12 protein-coding genes are annotated in these 15,629 nt (G+C 69.7%); 4 read left to right on the top strand and 8 right to left on the bottom strand.

The genetic code is table 11. From position 1 onward, the window contains the following. Positions 1–584 precede the first annotated feature (584 nt). The 7 genes from BLQ50_RS18045 to BLQ50_RS18075 form a co-directional block, all read right to left on the bottom strand. Entirely contained in the window at positions 585–1,601 is a 1,017-nt protein-coding gene (locus BLQ50_RS18045; RefSeq protein WP_342672075.1) for a LacI family DNA-binding transcriptional regulator, read from the bottom strand. Then, positions 1,598–2,452 (bottom strand): hypothetical protein, encoded by an 855-nt coding sequence (locus BLQ50_RS18050; protein WP_093186888.1) that lies wholly within the window; start codon positions 2,450–2,452, stop codon positions 1,598–1,600. Before BLQ50_RS18050 ends, BLQ50_RS18045 begins: the two co-directional genes overlap by 4 nt. Before the next feature lie 124 nt (positions 2,453–2,576). Then, positions 2,577–4,133: a glycoside hydrolase family 43 protein gene (locus BLQ50_RS18055; protein ID WP_093186890.1), complete on the bottom strand. Its 1,557-nt coding sequence runs from the start codon at positions 4,131–4,133 to the stop codon at positions 2,577–2,579. Further along, complete coding sequence (locus tag BLQ50_RS18060; protein WP_245701365.1) at positions 4,130–6,583, bottom strand: beta-xylosidase/alpha-l-arabinosidase; 2,454 nt, start codon at positions 6,581–6,583, stop codon at positions 4,130–4,132. The genes BLQ50_RS18055 and BLQ50_RS18060 overlap by 4 nt, the downstream gene beginning before the upstream one ends. A 79-nt stretch (positions 6,584–6,662) precedes the next feature. After that, entirely contained in the window at positions 6,663–7,544 is an 882-nt protein-coding gene (locus tag BLQ50_RS18065; protein ID WP_093186893.1) for a carbohydrate ABC transporter permease, read from the bottom strand. Next, entirely contained in the window at positions 7,544–8,569 is a 1,026-nt protein-coding gene (locus tag BLQ50_RS18070; RefSeq protein WP_175559196.1) for a carbohydrate ABC transporter permease, read from the bottom strand. The genes BLQ50_RS18065 and BLQ50_RS18070 overlap by 1 nt, the downstream gene beginning before the upstream one ends. A 6-nt stretch (positions 8,570–8,575) precedes the next feature. Then, positions 8,576–9,889, bottom strand: coding sequence for an extracellular solute-binding protein (locus BLQ50_RS18075; protein ID WP_093186895.1), 1,314 nt, complete (start codon positions 9,887–9,889; stop codon positions 8,576–8,578). A gap of 302 nt (positions 9,890–10,191) precedes the next feature. Here BLQ50_RS18075 and BLQ50_RS18080 point away from each other — a divergent pair, with 302 nt between their 5' ends. From BLQ50_RS18080 to disA, 3 genes are read left to right on the top strand one after another with little or no spacing between them, the layout of a single operon-like run. Beyond that, positions 10,192–11,187, top strand: a complete 996-nt coding sequence (locus tag BLQ50_RS18080) for a LacI family DNA-binding transcriptional regulator (RefSeq protein ID WP_093186898.1) — start codon at positions 10,192–10,194, stop codon at positions 11,185–11,187. Between the two features lie 37 nt (positions 11,188–11,224). After that, complete coding sequence (gene radA / locus BLQ50_RS18085) at positions 11,225–12,643, top strand: DNA repair protein RadA (protein WP_093186900.1); 1,419 nt, start codon at positions 11,225–11,227, stop codon at positions 12,641–12,643. Between the two features lie 10 nt (positions 12,644–12,653). Next, positions 12,654–13,739 (top strand): DNA integrity scanning diadenylate cyclase DisA, encoded by a 1,086-nt coding sequence (gene disA / locus BLQ50_RS18090; protein ID WP_093186903.1) that lies wholly within the window; start codon positions 12,654–12,656, stop codon positions 13,737–13,739. A 1-nt stretch (position 13,740) separates the two neighbouring features. Here the strand turns inward: disA and BLQ50_RS18095 are convergent, their stop codons facing one another. Beyond that, on the bottom strand, positions 13,741–14,445 hold the full coding sequence (locus tag BLQ50_RS18095; protein ID WP_093186906.1) for a hypothetical protein: 705 nt from the start codon (positions 14,443–14,445) through the stop codon (positions 13,741–13,743). Positions 14,446–14,551: 106 nt separating this feature from the next. Between BLQ50_RS18095 and BLQ50_RS18100 the strand changes: the two genes are divergently transcribed. After that, positions 14,552–15,454 carry an HhH-GPD family protein gene (locus tag BLQ50_RS18100; protein ID WP_281181340.1) on the top strand — a complete coding sequence of 301 codons (903 nt, stop codon included), beginning with the start codon at positions 14,552–14,554 and terminating at the stop codon, positions 15,452–15,454. The last annotated feature ends 175 nt before the right edge of the window (positions 15,455–15,629 follow it).

Here is a 15,629-nt window from a genome sequence, read left to right on the forward strand (position 1 = left end):
AAGCACGCCGCCAGCGTTCGTCCTGAGCCAGGATCAAACTCTCCGTAAATGTTTGATATCAACCAGTCGAAACCAGTTAACAACCATACGAAGCAAGCACCCCTGCAAAGAGGCACTTGATTAATCAAGGCTACAAACCGAAAACTTGCGTTTTCAATTCATACCAAATAAACCTTGCTGCGAATCAGCCACCAGATCGAAGACCCAGCAACCAACACCAGACAAGGGGTCTTGGCATTGACTATTAAGCACACTGTTGAGTTCTCAAGGAGCGGACGCGCACCACTTCCAGACCGCTAAGGTCCTTCTCTTGGGGCAACCGTTCAAACTTACCCGATCTGATTCGCCCTGTCCAATCCACCGTTCCCGGCGCACCAACAAGCCAAACCAAATCTAGGATTTCCAACCCCGGGAACAGCCACTTCGCGGCGGCTCTTGCGAGCTTCGCAGTGGTGTCTGTGCCTCCCTGTCGGGCTGACTTCGTAAACATTACGTTACGCAGAGGTGTCTTGGCGAATCGGGGCCTCGTGACCGCGGTCACCGGGTTGTGAGGCCCGGATTCGGCACCGCCCGGCGGCACCGAATCAGGACCGCGGTGCTCCCGTGCTCTCCCGAATGACGAGCTGCGGGTCAAGCACGGCCGGCCCGATGGGCCGTCCGTCCAGCACCCCGAGGAGGGCCTGGATGATCCGCGTGCCCAGTGCCTCGAAGCCCGGGCGGACCGTCGTCAGCGGTGGGATGAAGTTGTCCGCCCCCGTGAAGTCGTCAAAACCGGCGACCGAGACATCCTCGGGGATGCGCAGCCCGGCCTCGTTGAAGGCACGCAGCAGGCCGAGCGCCAGCTGGTCGTTCGCGGCGAAGACCGCGGTGGGTGGCCCAGATCGGGCCAGCTCCCGGCCGACCTCGTAGCCACGACCCGCAGACCAGTCCCCCTTGATCGGTTCGCTCGCCGGCAGGCCGAGCAGCTCGCACTCGTCGGCCCAGGCCGAGGCGCGGGCATCGGCGTCGAGCCAGCCGTGCGGCCCCGCCAGGTGCACCACCTCGTGGTGGCCCAGGTCGGCGAGGTGGCGCACGACGAGCCGCGCGCCCAGCCCCTGGTCGACCGACACCGTCGTCACGGACTCGGGGGGGTCGGGGATCGCGGCGACCACCACGATCGGGAGCCGGTCGTGGAAGGCGCGCACGGCGTCGACCACCTCTGCGTGGGGGGCAATGACGACGATGCCCTCAACTGCCTGGTCCATGAGGTGCTCGAGGGCATCGTTCATGGAGGAGGTGTCCACGGTCCGCAGCGTGGCGACGGAGACGTGGTAGCCCGCCTCGCGGGCCGCCTCCTCGATCGCGATGAGCGTGCGCGAAGGGCCGAACTGGAAGGAGTCGGTGGTCACGATGCCGAGCGTGCCCGAGCGACGGGTCACCAGGGCGCGTGCGGCGCTGTTGCGCCGGTACCCCAGCGCAGCGATCGCCTCGAGCACGCGGTCGCGGGTCTCCGCGCGCACGTTGGGGTGGTCGTTGAGCACCCGCGAGACGGTCTGGTGCGAGACGCCCGCAACGCGGGCGACGTCGTTCATCCCCGGTGGTCGCGTGCGCGGGGCAGTCACAGGCTGTAGGCGAGGTAGAAGTTGCGGATGTCGGCCGCGGGGCCGCTAGCGTGCAGGACGAGAGTCCCGTTGGTCCAGACGGCGTGGGCCGTCTCGGTGACGGAGTCGCCCTCCCCGAAGAGGGAGAAGGCGCCCGTCACGGCACCGGTCACGTGCACGTCACCTGTGGACGACGCCGGCGCGAGCGGCGCGCTCAGGGCGCCGGCCGCCGCGGTCGCCGCGTCGGACGTGCCCCACAGCGTGACCTGGACGGTGTAGACGGCGTCGGCGTCGCCTGCGCCGTCGATCGCGCCCGCATAGGTGAGGTCGTAGGTCTCGAGCGCGCCAACCTGGGCTGCCAGGTCGCCGGGGGTGATCGCGGTGAGCACGTACTGACGCACCGTGCCCGGGAGGGCGGCGAAGAGCACTGTGCCGTCACCGCGGGCGATCGGGTCGGTCGTCGCGGTCGGCGCGGGGAGGGTGTGGGTGACCGTCGGGACGGGTGTCGGGGCCGTCCCGGTCGCGGAGTCGTCGCCGCGGAGCAGGAGGAAGGCCGTCACTGCGGCAGCCACGAGGACCACGGCCGCGACGACCGACCAGATGAGGACCGGACTGGCCGTGAACCGGCGGCCGTTTGCCGACCGGGCTGCGGACCGGGACGGGACCAGGGGCGGCGTCAGCATCGGCGAGCCCAGCGGGAGGACGGGAGCGATGTCCCCTACCTCGGTGCCCGTCGCGGGCGGATTGTCAGCCGGAGATAGTCGACCTTCCGAGGCGGTGCCGGCATCCGCGAGATCGGGCGCCGGCTGAGTCTCTTGGGCGGCGTCTCCGCTCGGACCCGGTCCTGGCCAGCGGTTCTCGTGCTCGCTCATGTCTCTCCCTCGTGCGTGCGCAGGCTCGCACATCTGATCGGGCGAGCCTGCGCCAGCCTACGGCGCGCAGCCGCACGAGGCCGCGAGCCACGTCGATGCGCCCGTCGGAACCTGTGTCATCACCTCACGACGGCGAGGGCAGGTACTCGAAGCTCTCCAGGTGAGCGGTCGTCGTCGTCGGGCGCCCGTTGCTAGTGGCGTACACGCCGATCCACAGCCCCAGGAACCCCCCGGTCGAGACGGAGTCGAGCGTCCGGCCGTCGACCACCGCGACGGTGACCGACTCGTTGCCACCCACCAGACAGGCGAGGAAGGCGTAGTCCTGACCACGGGCACGCAGGCTCAACCGGATGGCCACCTCGTCCCCGAGGGCCACCTCTCCCAGAGTGGTCTCGACCCCACCCTCGCGGCGCACGACGGCGACCCGGCTACCGCGGCCGGCGTCCGGACCGGTCAGGAACACCCGGACGTGGTCGTCCTCGGACTGGCGGATAGCGAGGCCTGCCTCCTCACCATCGGCGAGCGCCACGCGGATGGTCGCGTGCACGTCGACGTCTCGGTCCTGTTGGCGCACGCCGAGAAAGGCCGGGGTGACCGGGTCACGCAACGTGCTCGGTCGCAGCCTCAGGTCCCAGCCGTCGCCGCGCGGCGATGCGAACTCGGCCGCCGGCCCGCGCAGGGACGTCCACCGCAGATCGCCGGGGTGCACCACACCGGAGACGGCAGCTCCCGCCCGCACCTGCGCGGCGAACGGCACCTCGACCTCGGCCGGTACCCGGCCGAGACCCGGGGCGAACACGGGCCACCCGTCCTCCCAGGCGACCAGGACAAGGAAGGTCTCACGGCCGAGGTTGTAGTGGAGTCCGCCGTAGGGGCGCATGCCCAGCACCGTCGCCCACCAGCTGCCGTCGGCCGCCTGCACCAGATCGGCGTGCCCGACGCCGACCACGTCGGCCGCGGCGCCCAGGTGCCGGTGGGTGAGGATCGGGTTCTTCCGGCTGCCCTCGTACGGCCCGGTCACGGACGCGGCCCGGGCGACCGAGACCGCATGGTTTGTCTCTGTGCCGCCCTCGGCCGCGAGCAGATAGTACGTGCCGTCGACTTTGTATAGGTGCGGCCCCTCCGCCCAGACCACGTCGCGCAGCGCCCCGTTCCAGACGACGTGCTCCGGCCCGACGAGCTTCTTGGCGTCCGGGTCGAGCTCGCGCACCCACACCTCGGTCTGGTCGTGCCACTGCGGCTGCGCGGCCAGCCGCGTCCCGTGCATCCACACCCGAGAGTCGTCATCGAAGAAGATCGACGGGTCGATGCCGCCGACGTCGAGCCACACCGGGTCGGACCACGGCCCGGCCGGGTCGGTCGCCGTCATGAGGAAGTTGCCGCCGCGGCCGTCGTCCTGCTGGTCCACGAGCGTGCAGACCAGCCAGAACACGCCGTCGTGATGACGCAGGGTCGGCGCGTAGAGCCCGCCCGACGACGCGATCCCGTCGTAGTCGAGCTGGCCGGCCCGGTCGACGACGTGCCCGATCTGCTCCCATGTCGCCAGGTCACGGCTGCGGAAGACCGGGAGCCCCGGGAAGTACTCGAAGGTCGACGTCACGAGGTAGTAGTCGGCGCCGACGCGGCAGATCGTGGGGTCGGGGTAGCACCCGGGCAGCACCGGGTTGGCGACAAGGCTCACCCGGCCACCACCGGGACCGCCTCGTCCGCCACCGCACTCACTGTCGTCTGCACCCACCGCGGGTCGGCGGTCGTGACCGCGTGCACGTCCCCGGTCACCGCAAGGACTGCGCGGTCGGTCGCCGTCCCCGGAATCTCCCGACGCGTGGTGGCCTTGTCGTTGGAGATGGCCCCGCCCGTGAGCTCTTCGGTGCTCGCACCGGTGCGGCCTGCCTCGGCGTGCGAGCCGACCCACACCTCCACGTCGCCGGGCTCGACGATCCTGACCATCCGGCGGTCGCTGAAGGCGAAGCGGGTCGTGGGGACCGTGAACGTCACGCGGCTGGACGCGCCGGGCTCGAGCTCCGTGCGCGCGTAGCCGACAAGCTGGACCACGGGACGCGCGATCGTGCCCAGCACGTCGCGGGCGTAGAGCTGGACCGTGTCGGAGCCTGCGAGCGCGCCGGTGTTGGTCACCGTGACGGCCGCGGTGAAGGTCCCACCCGCCTCGACGGCGCAATCCACCTCGAGGTCGGAGTAGGCGAAGGTCGTGTAGGACAGCCCGAAGCCGAAGGGCCGCACCGGGGTCGAGTCGCTCGACGTCACGTCGGAGGGCCCACCGAGGATCGGGTGCAGGTAGGAGTATGGCTGAGCGCCCGTCGAGCGAGGCAGAGACACCGGAAGACGGCCCGACGGGTTGACCACGCCGGTCAGCACGTCGGCGATCGCGAGCCCTCCCCCCTCCCCCGGGAAGAAGGCCTGCAGGACCGCTCCCGGGGTTGCACCGTCGCCGTCGAGCGCCCAGTCGATCGCGTAGGGGCGGCCGGTCAGCGCCACCAGGACGACCGGCGTGCCGGTCGCCAGCAGCGCCTCGACAAGCTGGCGCTGGACGCCGGGCAGCTCGAGCGACTCGGCGTCGTTGCCCTCGCCCACGGTCCCGCGACCGAACAGGCCCGCCTGGTCCCCCACGACGACGACCGCGGCCTCAGCGCTCGCGACTGCGGCGATGGCCTCGGCGAAGCCGGACGTGTCCTCGCCCTCGGCCGTGCACCCCTGGGCGAACATCAGCTCGGGCTGGGCCATGCCCGCCGCCCCGAAAGCCGTGCCCAGTGCGTCGAGCACAGTCGGGATCTCGAAGCCGAAGGGAACGCCGGGGTGGTGCGCGAGCACGTGGTTGGCGAAGGAGTAGCAGCCCATGAGCGCCTCGGCCCGGTGTGCGTTGGGGCCGACGACCGCGATCCGCGTCGGAGGCGTCTCCCACCCGTTCAGCGGCAGCACGCCGTCGTTGGTCAGCAGCATCACCGACTCCTCGGCCAGCCGGCGGGCCAGCTTCTGGTGGCGCGGTGAGTCCAGCTGGATATCGGTCGGCGGCTCGCCGGCGTAGGCGTCGGCGTCGAGCAGCCCCAGCTCTTCCTTCTGATTGAGCACCCGCAGGACGGCACGGTCGACGTAAGCCTCATCAAAACGGCCGCTGCGCACACGCTCGGCCAACGGCTCCAGATAGGCGTCGCCGGTCGGCAGCTCGACGTCGATCCCGGCCGCGAGCGCGAGCGCCGCCGCCTCGCCGCGGTCGGCCGCCACGGCGTGCATGACCTCGAGGAAGGCGACAGCGAAGTAGTCGGCGACCACGACGCCGTCGAATCCCCACGTCTCGCGCAGCAAGGTCGTCAGGTGCTCGGAGCTCGAGGCCATCGGCACGCCGTCGACGTCGTTGTACGAGTTCATGACCGACCGGGCGCCGCCGTCGAGGACCGCCATCTCGAAGGGCGGGAGGAAGACGTCGGCCAGCTCGCGCGGGCCCACGCCGACCGGGGCGTGGTTGCGGCCCGACTTCGAGGCCGAGTAACCGACGAAGTGCTTGAGCGTGGCGTGCACCCCGGCGTCCTGCAGCCCGCGCACGTAGGAGGTGCCGATCGTGCCGACGAGGTAGGGGTCTTCCCCGATGCATTCGTCGACGCGGCCCCAGCGCGGGTCGCGGACGACGTCGAGGACCGGGGCGAGGCCCTGGTGGATGCCGAGCTCCCGCATGGAGTCGCCGATCGCCCGTGCGGCCTCGCCGACGAGCTCGGGGTCGAAGGACGCGCCCCAGGCGAGCGGCGTCGGGTACGTGGCCGCCTGCCAGGCGGCCAGCCCGGTCAGGCACTCCTCGTGGACAAGGGCGGGGATGCCCAGGCGGGTCTCCCGCTTGAGCCGGCGCTGCTCCGTCCACAACCAGGCGGCGCGCTCGACCGGGTCCACGGGTCGGGTGCCGTACACCCGTGTGTAGTGCCCTATCCCGTGCCGGGTGATCTCGCTCAGCTGGCTGGCAGGCTGCTGGCCGGCGGCCATCTCGGACTGCATCGGCGCGACAGTTCCGCTCTGGTCGAGCCAATAGCCCACGATCTGGGCGAGCTTTTCCTCGAGGGTCATCTGCGCGTGGAGCGCGCGGACACGCTCGCTCACCTCGGGCAGGACGGGGACGACGTGGGACACGGGGCACTCTCCTTCGATCTGTTTGTGTGTGCGGCGGGGCTGCCCGACGACGGCGCGCGCCGTCGTCGGGCACGGGCGCTCAGCCCTTGACCGCGCCGGTGAGGCCGCCGACGATGCGGCGTTCGAAGAGCGAGAAGAACACCAGGGCCGGGATCATCGACAGCGACGTGAAGGCGAGCACCCTAGCTGTGTCCACGGAGTACTGCGCGGCGAAGGCCTGGACCCCGAGCGGCAACGTGTAGGACGACTCGTCGTTGATGATGAACAGCGGGAGCATGTAGCTGTTCCAGCTCGCGATGAACGCGAGGATGCCGACCGTGACCACCCCCGGGACCGAGAGCGGCACGACCATCCGGAAGAAGAAGCCGAGCCGGCTGGCGCCGTCGATCGACGCGGCTTCCTCGAGCTCCTTCGGGATGGCCCGCAGGAAGGGCACGAGGATGATGATCGTCGTGGGCAGGGCGAAGGCGATCTGCGGCAGGATGATGCCGGCGAGGCTGTTCATCAGCCCGAGGTTCTTGATGAGGATGTACAGCGGGGTGATGGCAACCGTCATCGGGAACATGAGACCCGCGGCGAAGAGCGAGTACATCGCCATCCGGCCCCTGAACTCGTAGCGCGCGATGACGTAGCTCGCCATGACGCCCAGGACGACGACGCCGAGCGTGGTGAAGATCGCGGTGAATGTCGAGTTGCCGGTCTGGCGCCAGAACATCGAGCTCTGCAGCACGTCGACGTAGTTGCCGATCTGCCACGGGCTGGGGAAGCCCGACGGGTCCGTGGTGATCTGCGAGTTCGTCCGGAAGCCACCCAGGATGATGTAGAGGACCGGACCGATGCAGATGGCCACGAACACGAGGGCGATGAAATAGGTGACCGGGGTCCCCCGGCCGATCTCCGAGCTCTTGCGCACCGTCTGCGGCGCGGACCGCCGGGGCTTCGTGGCCGTCATGGTCGTCATCACTTCTTTCCTTCCGTGAGTGCGCCCTCGGTGTCACGTCGGAGCACGAAGCGCTGATATACCAGGGCGATGACGAGCGAGATCACAAAGAGCACGACGGCGACCGCGTTGCCAAATCCGTAGTTGCCCGCGTTACGTCCCTCAGCGACCATGTAGGTCGCCATCGTCGAGGTGCCGGCGGTCGAGGCGATGTACTGGCCCCAGATGATGTAGACGAGATCAAAGAGCTGCAGCGAACCGATGATCGACAGGAACGCCCAGATCCGGATGGTCGGGCCGAGCAGCGGCAGGGTGATGCTCCGCTGGATCTGCCAGTACGAGGCGCCGTCGATCGCGGAGGCCTCGAAGAGCTCCTCGGGGATGGACTGCAGCCCCGCCAGGAAGAGGATCACGGCGAAGCCGATGTACTTCCAGGAGATGATGAGCAGCAGCGTCCAGATGGCGATCTTGGGGTCGGAGAGCCACTCCACGGTCCAGCTCGGCAGGCCGATCTTGGTGAGCAGGTCGTTGACCGCACCGTTGGTCTGGAGCATGAGACCCCAGCCGGTGCCGACGATGACCTCGGAGACCACGTACGGGAGGAAGATCAGCACCCGGATCACCGAACGCCCGCGGATCTTCTGGTTGAGCAAGAGCGCCAGCGCGATCGCCGCGGGTCCCTGCACGACGAGGGACATCACCATGATGAAGCCGTTGTGCATCAGGGCCTCGTGGAAGGCACTGTCCTTGAAGATGATGAGGTAGTTGTCCAGCCCGACGAAGTCCGTAGGCGGCCCGTACCCCTTCCATTTGAAGAAGCCGTAGTACGCCGCCATCACCACGGGGAAGATGACAAACGCGAGGAACATGATGATGGCCGGGCCCGCGAGGAGCGCGATCTCGAGGCGCTTGCGCCAGTCAGGCTGACCGGCGCGGCGGGGCCTGCCGGCGGTGGACGACGCCGGAGCGGCGCCGTCCACCGTCGCGGAGCGACTCTCGGGCGGGGTTGTCATGGCGAGGGAGGTCTCACCCAGGGAGTCGCTCATGATCTGCTATCCCTTGGCTGCCGCGTCGTTCACGGCCTTGATGATGCCCGCGGGGTCACCCTTGCCGGCCAGCATGTCGACGACCCCGGCGTTGAGGGCGTTGCCGACGTTCTGTCCGTAGGTCGTGTCCAGCCAGAGCGTGACGTACGGGGCCTTGTTGTAGGCCTCGAGGATGGACTTGAGCACGGGCTCGGTCACGACGCCCTGCGCCTCCTTGCTGGCGGGAAGCGTGTGGAAGGCGTTGGCGTAGCCCTCCTGCTGGTCCTTGCCGGCGATGAAGTTGAGGAAGGCTGTGCACTCCTTCTTCGGAGCCTTCGCCGAGCAGGAGAACCCGTCGACGCCGCCCATCATGGCCCCGGGCTCGCCCTTGCCGCCGTCGACGGCGGGGAAGGGGAACCAGCCGAGGTCGGGCAGCGGCTGTTCGTCCGGGGTCAGGGAGGCGATCACGCCGGGGTTCCACGCGCCCATGAGCTCCATGGCTGCCTCGTGGTTGGCCACCAGCCCGGCTGACGACCCAGCACCCTGCTGGGCGGAGGTCGTCAGGAAGCCGTTGTTGAACGGTTCGGTCGCGGCGAAGGCCTGCAGGTCCTCAGCGGCCTTGAGCCAGCACGGGTCGTCGAAGGTCATCGACTTTGCGGATGCGTCCATGGTGGCCTGCGAGCACTCGCGCAGGGCGAAGAAGAAGTACCAGTGCGCCGCCGGCCACGCGTCCTTCGCGCCGAGCGCGATCGGGGAGACGCCCGTGCCCTTGAGCGCGGTCACCGCGGTCGAGAGCTCGGAGATCGAGGTCGGGGTGGCCGAGACGCCAGCGGCGGTGAAGAGGTCCTGGCTGTAGTAGATCCCGCCGGGCAGCACGGAGGTCGGCATGCCGTAGTTCTTTCCGTCGACCGCGAAGGCGCTCAGCACACCGTCGCCGATCGCGGACTTGGTGGCTGCGTCGATCGAGTCGGTGATGTCGAGGACCTGTCCGGCCTCGACGATGTCGGCCAGCTTGCCGCCGCCGCGAGCCATGAAGATGTCCGGGGCGTCCCCGGAGTTGAGGGCGGTCTGCAGCTTGCCGTCCATGTCTTCGTTCTGGATCGCCTGGATGGTGATCTTCACGCCCGGGTTCGCCGTCTCGAAGTCGGCGACCGTCTTCTCCCAGTACTCCTTGCCTTCACCAGTGGTGGAGTTGTGCCAGAAGGTCATCGACACGTCGCCGCTGCCGCCGCCGCTGCCGCCGCCATCGCCGGACCCGGAGTCGTCGCTGCTGCAGGCGCTCAGTCCCGCGGTAGCCATCATCATGACGGCCGAGACCGCCAGGATCTTCTTTGCGTTCATTGATCTGTCCTCTTTCGTAGAGCGATACAGAGGTGGAGAGGTCGCCGGTGAGGGCGACTGAGGAGGTGCGGGTTTCGTCAGCCCGCAACCGGCTGCTGCCGTTCGGTGCCCCGGCTTCGGTGCCGGCGCTTCCCGTGCTGTGGGGCGTTCCCCACCACGAAGACGTTCGTCGTGCGTATGTCGGTTCTCATCGTTGAGCACTCCTCGTCGTCTTCGACAGCGGTTCGTAGTGAACTATGGCAGCGCTCTCGCAAGCGTGTCAATCGTTATCGATAACGTTTTACAAACGGTATGGTCGAAGCATGAACCGACGGGTCACGATCACGGATGTTGCAGAAGCCGCAGGCGTTTCCGTCGCGACCGTCTCCAAGGTCATCAACGCCAGGTATGGCGTCGCCGCCGCGACCGCCTCCCGCGTGCAGGAGGTGATCGACCAGCTCGGCTACGAATCGAGCCTGGTCGCCAGGAGCATGCGCTCACACCGCACGAACGTGATCGGCATCCTGGTGGCCGAGTTCGAGCCGTTCAGCACCGAGATCCTCAAGGGCGCCGGGGCGGCGCTCGCCAAGACCGGCTACGAGCTGCTCGCCTACACCGGGGCCACTCAGAGCGGCGGCCCCGGCTGGGAGCGCCGCTACCTGTCTCGCCTGAGCGGCACGCTGATCGACGGCGCGCTCATCGTGACGCCGACCGTGGTCGACGCCGAGGTCGGCATCCCCGTCGTGGCCATCGACCCGCACGAGGGCCCGCTCGGTCCGCCCACGGTCGACTCCGACAACCTCACCGGCGCCCTCCTCGCGACGCGGCATCTGGTCGAGCTCGGCCACCGTCGGATCGGATTCATCTCCGGGCGAGAGGACCTCGCATCCTCCGCGCTGCGCGAGGCCGGCTACCGCCAGGCGCTCGAGGAGGCCGGGATCGCCTACGACCCGGCCGTGGTCCGGTCCGGCGACTATCGGCTCGACTCCTCCCGCAGCTCGGCCGCGGAGCTGCTGACCCTCAGCGACCGCCCGACCGCCCTCTTCGCGGCCAACGACATCTCCGCGATCGGCGCGATGGAGGTGGCCAAGACCCTGGGGATCGACGTGCCGGGCGACCTGTCGATCGTCGGCTTCGACGACATCCCGGAGTCGATGGCCACGACTCCCCCGCTCACCACGATCCACCAGCCGATCCAGGCGATGGGCGCCGCCGGGATCGCGATGCTCATCGAGCTGCTCGACGAGCACCCGCTCGCGAGCACGCACGTGCGCCTGCCCACCTCGCTCGTTGTGCGCGGGACGACCCGGCGGATCTAGCCCGCCCGGTGTCGGTGCCACCAGATACCGTTTCCCCATGGCCTCCACCCCACGAGCTTCGAGCGCGTCCTCCCGCGCCGCCCGCCCCGCATATCGCTGCACCGAGTGCGGCTGGACCACGTCCAAGTGGGTCGGCCGGTGCGGTGAGTGCCAGGAGTGGGGCAGCGTCGCCGAGACGGCCGCGGCGTCCTCTGGTCCCAAGACGACGGCCTCCGCACCGACCCGCGGGTACGCCAAGCCGATCGGCGAGATCGACGTCGACGCCGCCCAGGCCACCCCCACCGGGATCAGCGAGTTCGACCGCGTGCTCGGCGGCGGCATCGTCCCGGGTGCGGTCGTCCTGCTGGCCGGCGAGCCGGGCGTGGGCAAGTCGACCCTCCTGCTCGACGTCGCGGCGACCGCCGCGCGCGGCGGGCGGCGCGTCCTGTACATCACCGGCGAGGAGTCAGCCGGCCAGGTCAGGCTGCGCGCGGAACGGATCGGCGCCCTCGCACCCCGGCTCCTGCTGGCCGCGGAGACCGACCTGGGCCTCGTGCTCGGGCAGATCGAGGCCACCGAGCCGGACATGCTCATCGTCGACTCCGTCCAGACGATCGCCTCGGCCCAGGTGGAGGGATCCCCCGGGGGCGTGAGCCAAGTCCGAGAGGTCGCGGCGGCGCTCATCGCGGTCGCGAAGGAACGCAACATGCCCATCATCCTCGTGGGGCACGTGACCAAGGACGGCTCCGTGGCGGGGCCGCGCACCCTCGAGCACCTGGTCGACGTCGTGTGCCAGTTCGAGGGCGACCGGCACTCCCGGCTGCGGATGGTGCGCGCCGTGAAGAACCGCTACGGCCCGACCGACGAGGTCGGCTGTTTCGAGCTGACCGAGACCGGCATCACCGGGCTAGTCGACCCGAGCGGGCTGTTCCTCTCCCACATCAACCTCGCGGTCCCGGGCACCTGCATCACCGTCACGCTCGAGGGACGACGCCCGCTCGCGCTCGAGATCCAGTCCCTCGCGGTCGCGAGCACCCTCGCCAACCCGCGCCGCACGACCAGCGGGATCGACTCGAGCCGGCTCGCCATGATCCTTGCCGTCGTGCACCGCCACATCAACGTGCCGCTGCACAACCAGGACGTATACGTCTCGACGATCGGCGGCGCCCGGGTCACCGAGCCCGCGGCCGACCTCGCGATCGCACTGGCCACACTGAGTGCGATCGCGGACAAGCCCGTCCCGGTCGGCACCATCGCGATCGGGGAGATCGGTCTCGCGGGCGAGCTGCGGTCCGTCACCGGGATCTCCCGCCGCCTGAGCGAGGCGGCCAGGCTCGGATTCACCCGGGCCATCGTGCCCATCGGGACCGACGTGGTGGCCCCCGGAGGCCTGACCCTGCTCCCGGCGGCGAATCTCAGCGAAGCGGTCCAGCTCAGCCAGCCAGCCGTCCGCGTCCCGCGGCCGATCGACGCGTAGGATCACCCCCGTGGCCAACTCCCCCGCACACATTGACGAGCTCCTCCGCGAAACCCTGGCTGCGGTCGCACCGGGGACTGAGCTGCGGGACGGCCTCGAACGGATCCTGCGCGGACGGACCGGCGCGCTGATCGTGCTCGGCTTCGACAACACGGTCGAGTCCATGAGCTCGGGCGGTTTTGTGCTCGACGTCGAGTTCTCCGCCACCCGCCTGCGCGAGCTGGCGAAGATGGACGGCGCGATCGTCATGGACCGCGACGCCAACCACATCCTGCGTGCGGCCGTCCAGCTGCTCCCGGACCCGACGATCGAGACGACCGAGTCCGGGACCCGGCACCGCACGGCCGAGCGCGTCGCGAAGCAGACCGGCTTCCCGGTGATCTCCGTCAGCCAGTCGATGCGGATCGTCGCGCTCTACGTCGGCGGCTCCCGCTACGTGCTCGAGGACCCGGACACGATCCTGTCCCGCGCCAACCAGGCCCTGGCCACGCTCGAACGCTACAAGGCCCGCCTAGATGAGGTCAGCGGAACGCTCTCCGCCCTGGAGATCGAGGACCTCGTCACAGTCCGCGACGTCTGCGCCGTCGTGCAGCGCCTGGAGATGGTCGGACGGATCTCGGAGGAGATCGCCGGGTACGTCGTGGAGCTCGGGACCGAGGGACGCCTCCTCGCTCTCCAGCTCGACGAGCTCATCGGTGGGCTCGGCTCGGACCGGGAGTTCGTCATCCGCGACTATGTCGAGGTGGGCCGCAAGGACCGCTCCGTCCAGGACGTGCTCGCCGCCCTCGCGGTGCTCGACTCGACCGAGCTGCTCGACCTCAGCCTGATCGGCCGAGTGCTGGGGCTCCCCGGTGGTGGGGAGGCGCTCGATGCCGCCGTCGCACCGCACGGCTACCGGCTCCTGTCGAAGGTGCCGCGACTGCCCGCGACGATCGTGGGACGCCTGGTGGTCCACTTCGGTGGTCTGCAGAAGCTGCTCGCCGCGACGATCGAGGACCTCATCGCCGTCGACGGCGTGGGTGAGCAGCGCGCACGCTCGGTCCGCGAGGGGCTGTCCAGGCTCGCAGAGTCGAGCATCCTGGAACGCTACGTCTGATTCAGCCGATCGTGAAGGCGATCGGCGGTGAGCTCACCGTCCCGGCGGTGACGACCGCCTGGTAGCTCCCGGCCATGAGGGCCGGAAGATCCGCCGGGCAGCCGGGGGCCGAGCGGTTCGTGGCCCAGGCGACGGTACCCGGGTACTGGTCCCCGGGGGCGAGCAACAGCAGCTTCGACCCGGCTGAGTCGCAGTCGGCGCTCGAGAAGATCCGGTCCTCGCCCGAGGTGATGACCAGCTCCCGGCCGACGTTCCCGGCGTCGAGCGTGCAGGGAAGCGTGCCGGTGTGCGCGATGGCGATGTCGAAGGTCGCGGTCCGGCCAACCCGGTAGCTTTCGGCGTCGGCCGTGAGGGTGATCTGGACGTCGGCGGGGGTGCAGTCCACCGGGCGCAGCGGTCCCGTGGGGGTGGGTGCCGGTGTGTTCGCGGCCGACGCAGCGCTCGAGATCGCCTCACCGATCGTGTTGAACAAGGCCTTGAGCCCGACGATGACACCGATGAGAACAGCCCCGGCGACCGCGAGCAGGACGACCCAGCGGATGATGAGCTGGCGGCGCGACGGACGCGGGCGTCTGCGTGGGGGGCGCCCGTTCGGAGCCGAGCCCGACGGGCCGCCCGGACGCCTGGAGCGGCCCTGCGCGGCCGCTCGCGGCGCGTTCGACGACGCAGATCCGCCACGAGGGCGACCAGAGGGCTCGCGTTCCATGCCAGACCGTCCCGTCGTGAAGCCACCGGCCCGCCGCGGTGGTGAAGTGTCCCTCACGGTACGTGGCCCGCCGATCCCCCTGGCGAAGACACGCGAGAATAGACCGGTGACCTCCACCGCACCTGCCCACTGCCCGGACCTGGGGACCGCCCTGGCCGCGTGGTTCACGGCCACCGCCCGTCCGCTCCCGTGGCGCTCACCGGACCGCACCGCCTGGGGCGTGCTGGTCAGCGAGGTCATGTCGCAGCAGACCCCGGTCGCCCGGGTAGCTCCGATCTGGCTGGACTGGATGGACCGATGGCCCACCCCGCAAGCCTTTGCTCAGGCACCGACCGCAGAGGTGCTGCGCGCCTGGGGTTCGCTCGGCTATCCACGCCGCGCACTGCGCCTGCAGGAGTGCGCTCGCGTGATCGTCGACCAGTACGGCGGCGAGGTCCCCGCCGACGAGCAGGCCCTGCTGGCGCTGCCCGGGATCGGCACGTACACGGCCGCCGCGGTGATGGCCTTTGCCTTCGGCCGCCGCTCCGTCGTCGTCGACACGAATGTCCGGCGGGTCCTGGCGCGTACGGTGGGCGGCGAGGCGCTGCCCTCTCCCTCCCTCACCGCGGCAGAGATGTCCCGCGCCGCCGCGCTGGTCCCGGCCGACGACGCCTCGGCGGCGCTGTGGGCGGCGTCGTCGATGGAGCTCGGCGCGGTGGTCTGCACCGCCCGCGCCCCGCGCTGCGACGACTGCCCGGTCACCGCCCTGTGCGCCTGGCGCGCGGCCGGCTACCCCGCCGACCCCCACGCTGCCCGACGCCGGTCACAGGCCTGGGCGGGCACCGACCGGCAGGTCCGCGGCAAGGTGATGGGCGCGCTGCGCGCGGCCCACGGACCGGTGCCCAGCGCGGTCATCGACCTCGTGTGGCCCGACGCCACGCAGCTGAGCCGGTGCATCGCCGGTCTTGTCGAGGACGGCTTGATCGCGCAAACCGGCGAGGCCTACCACCTGCCGGTCGAGGTGGGGTAGGCCGTGAAGCCGTGAAGCCGTGAAGCCGTGACCAGCATCGCGTCCCGCAGATGTCTGGATCGCCAGGTGCTGGGCTTCAGGCCTGGTAGCTGTCGGGTGTGTTGACGTGCCAGCCGTTGTTGTAGGTCATGGCGATGTTCTCGCCGTCGACGCGGTGGTGGTGGTGCCTGCAGAG

It is taken from the genome of Sanguibacter gelidistatuariae (assembly GCF_900096585.1).
GTDB lineage: Bacteria > Actinomycetota > Actinomycetes > Actinomycetales > Cellulomonadaceae > Sanguibacter > Sanguibacter gelidistatuariae.

Excerpts from the sequence above, each read along its gene's own strand:
- BLQ50_RS18050 (WP_093186888.1), bottom strand. The coding sequence starts at position 2,452 with ATGAGCGAGCACGAGAACCGCTGGCCAGGACCGGGTCCGAGCGGAGAC.
- BLQ50_RS18095 (WP_093186906.1), bottom strand. The coding sequence starts at position 14,445 with ATGGAACGCGAGCCCTCTGGTCGCCCTCGTGGCGGATCTGCGTCGTCG.
- BLQ50_RS18075 (WP_093186895.1), bottom strand. The coding sequence starts at position 9,889 with ATGAACGCAAAGAAGATCCTGGCGGTCTCGGCCGTCATGATGATGGCT.
- BLQ50_RS18070 (WP_175559196.1), bottom strand. The coding sequence starts at position 8,569 with ATGAGCGACTCCCTGGGTGAGACCTCCCTCGCCATGACAACCCCGCCC.
- radA (WP_093186900.1), top strand. The coding sequence starts at position 11,225 with ATGGCCTCCACCCCACGAGCTTCGAGCGCGTCCTCCCGCGCCGCCCGC.
- BLQ50_RS18080 (WP_093186898.1), top strand. The coding sequence starts at position 10,192 with ATGAACCGACGGGTCACGATCACGGATGTTGCAGAAGCCGCAGGCGTT.
- BLQ50_RS18065 (WP_093186893.1), bottom strand. The coding sequence starts at position 7,544 with ATGACGACCATGACGGCCACGAAGCCCCGGCGGTCCGCGCCGCAGACG.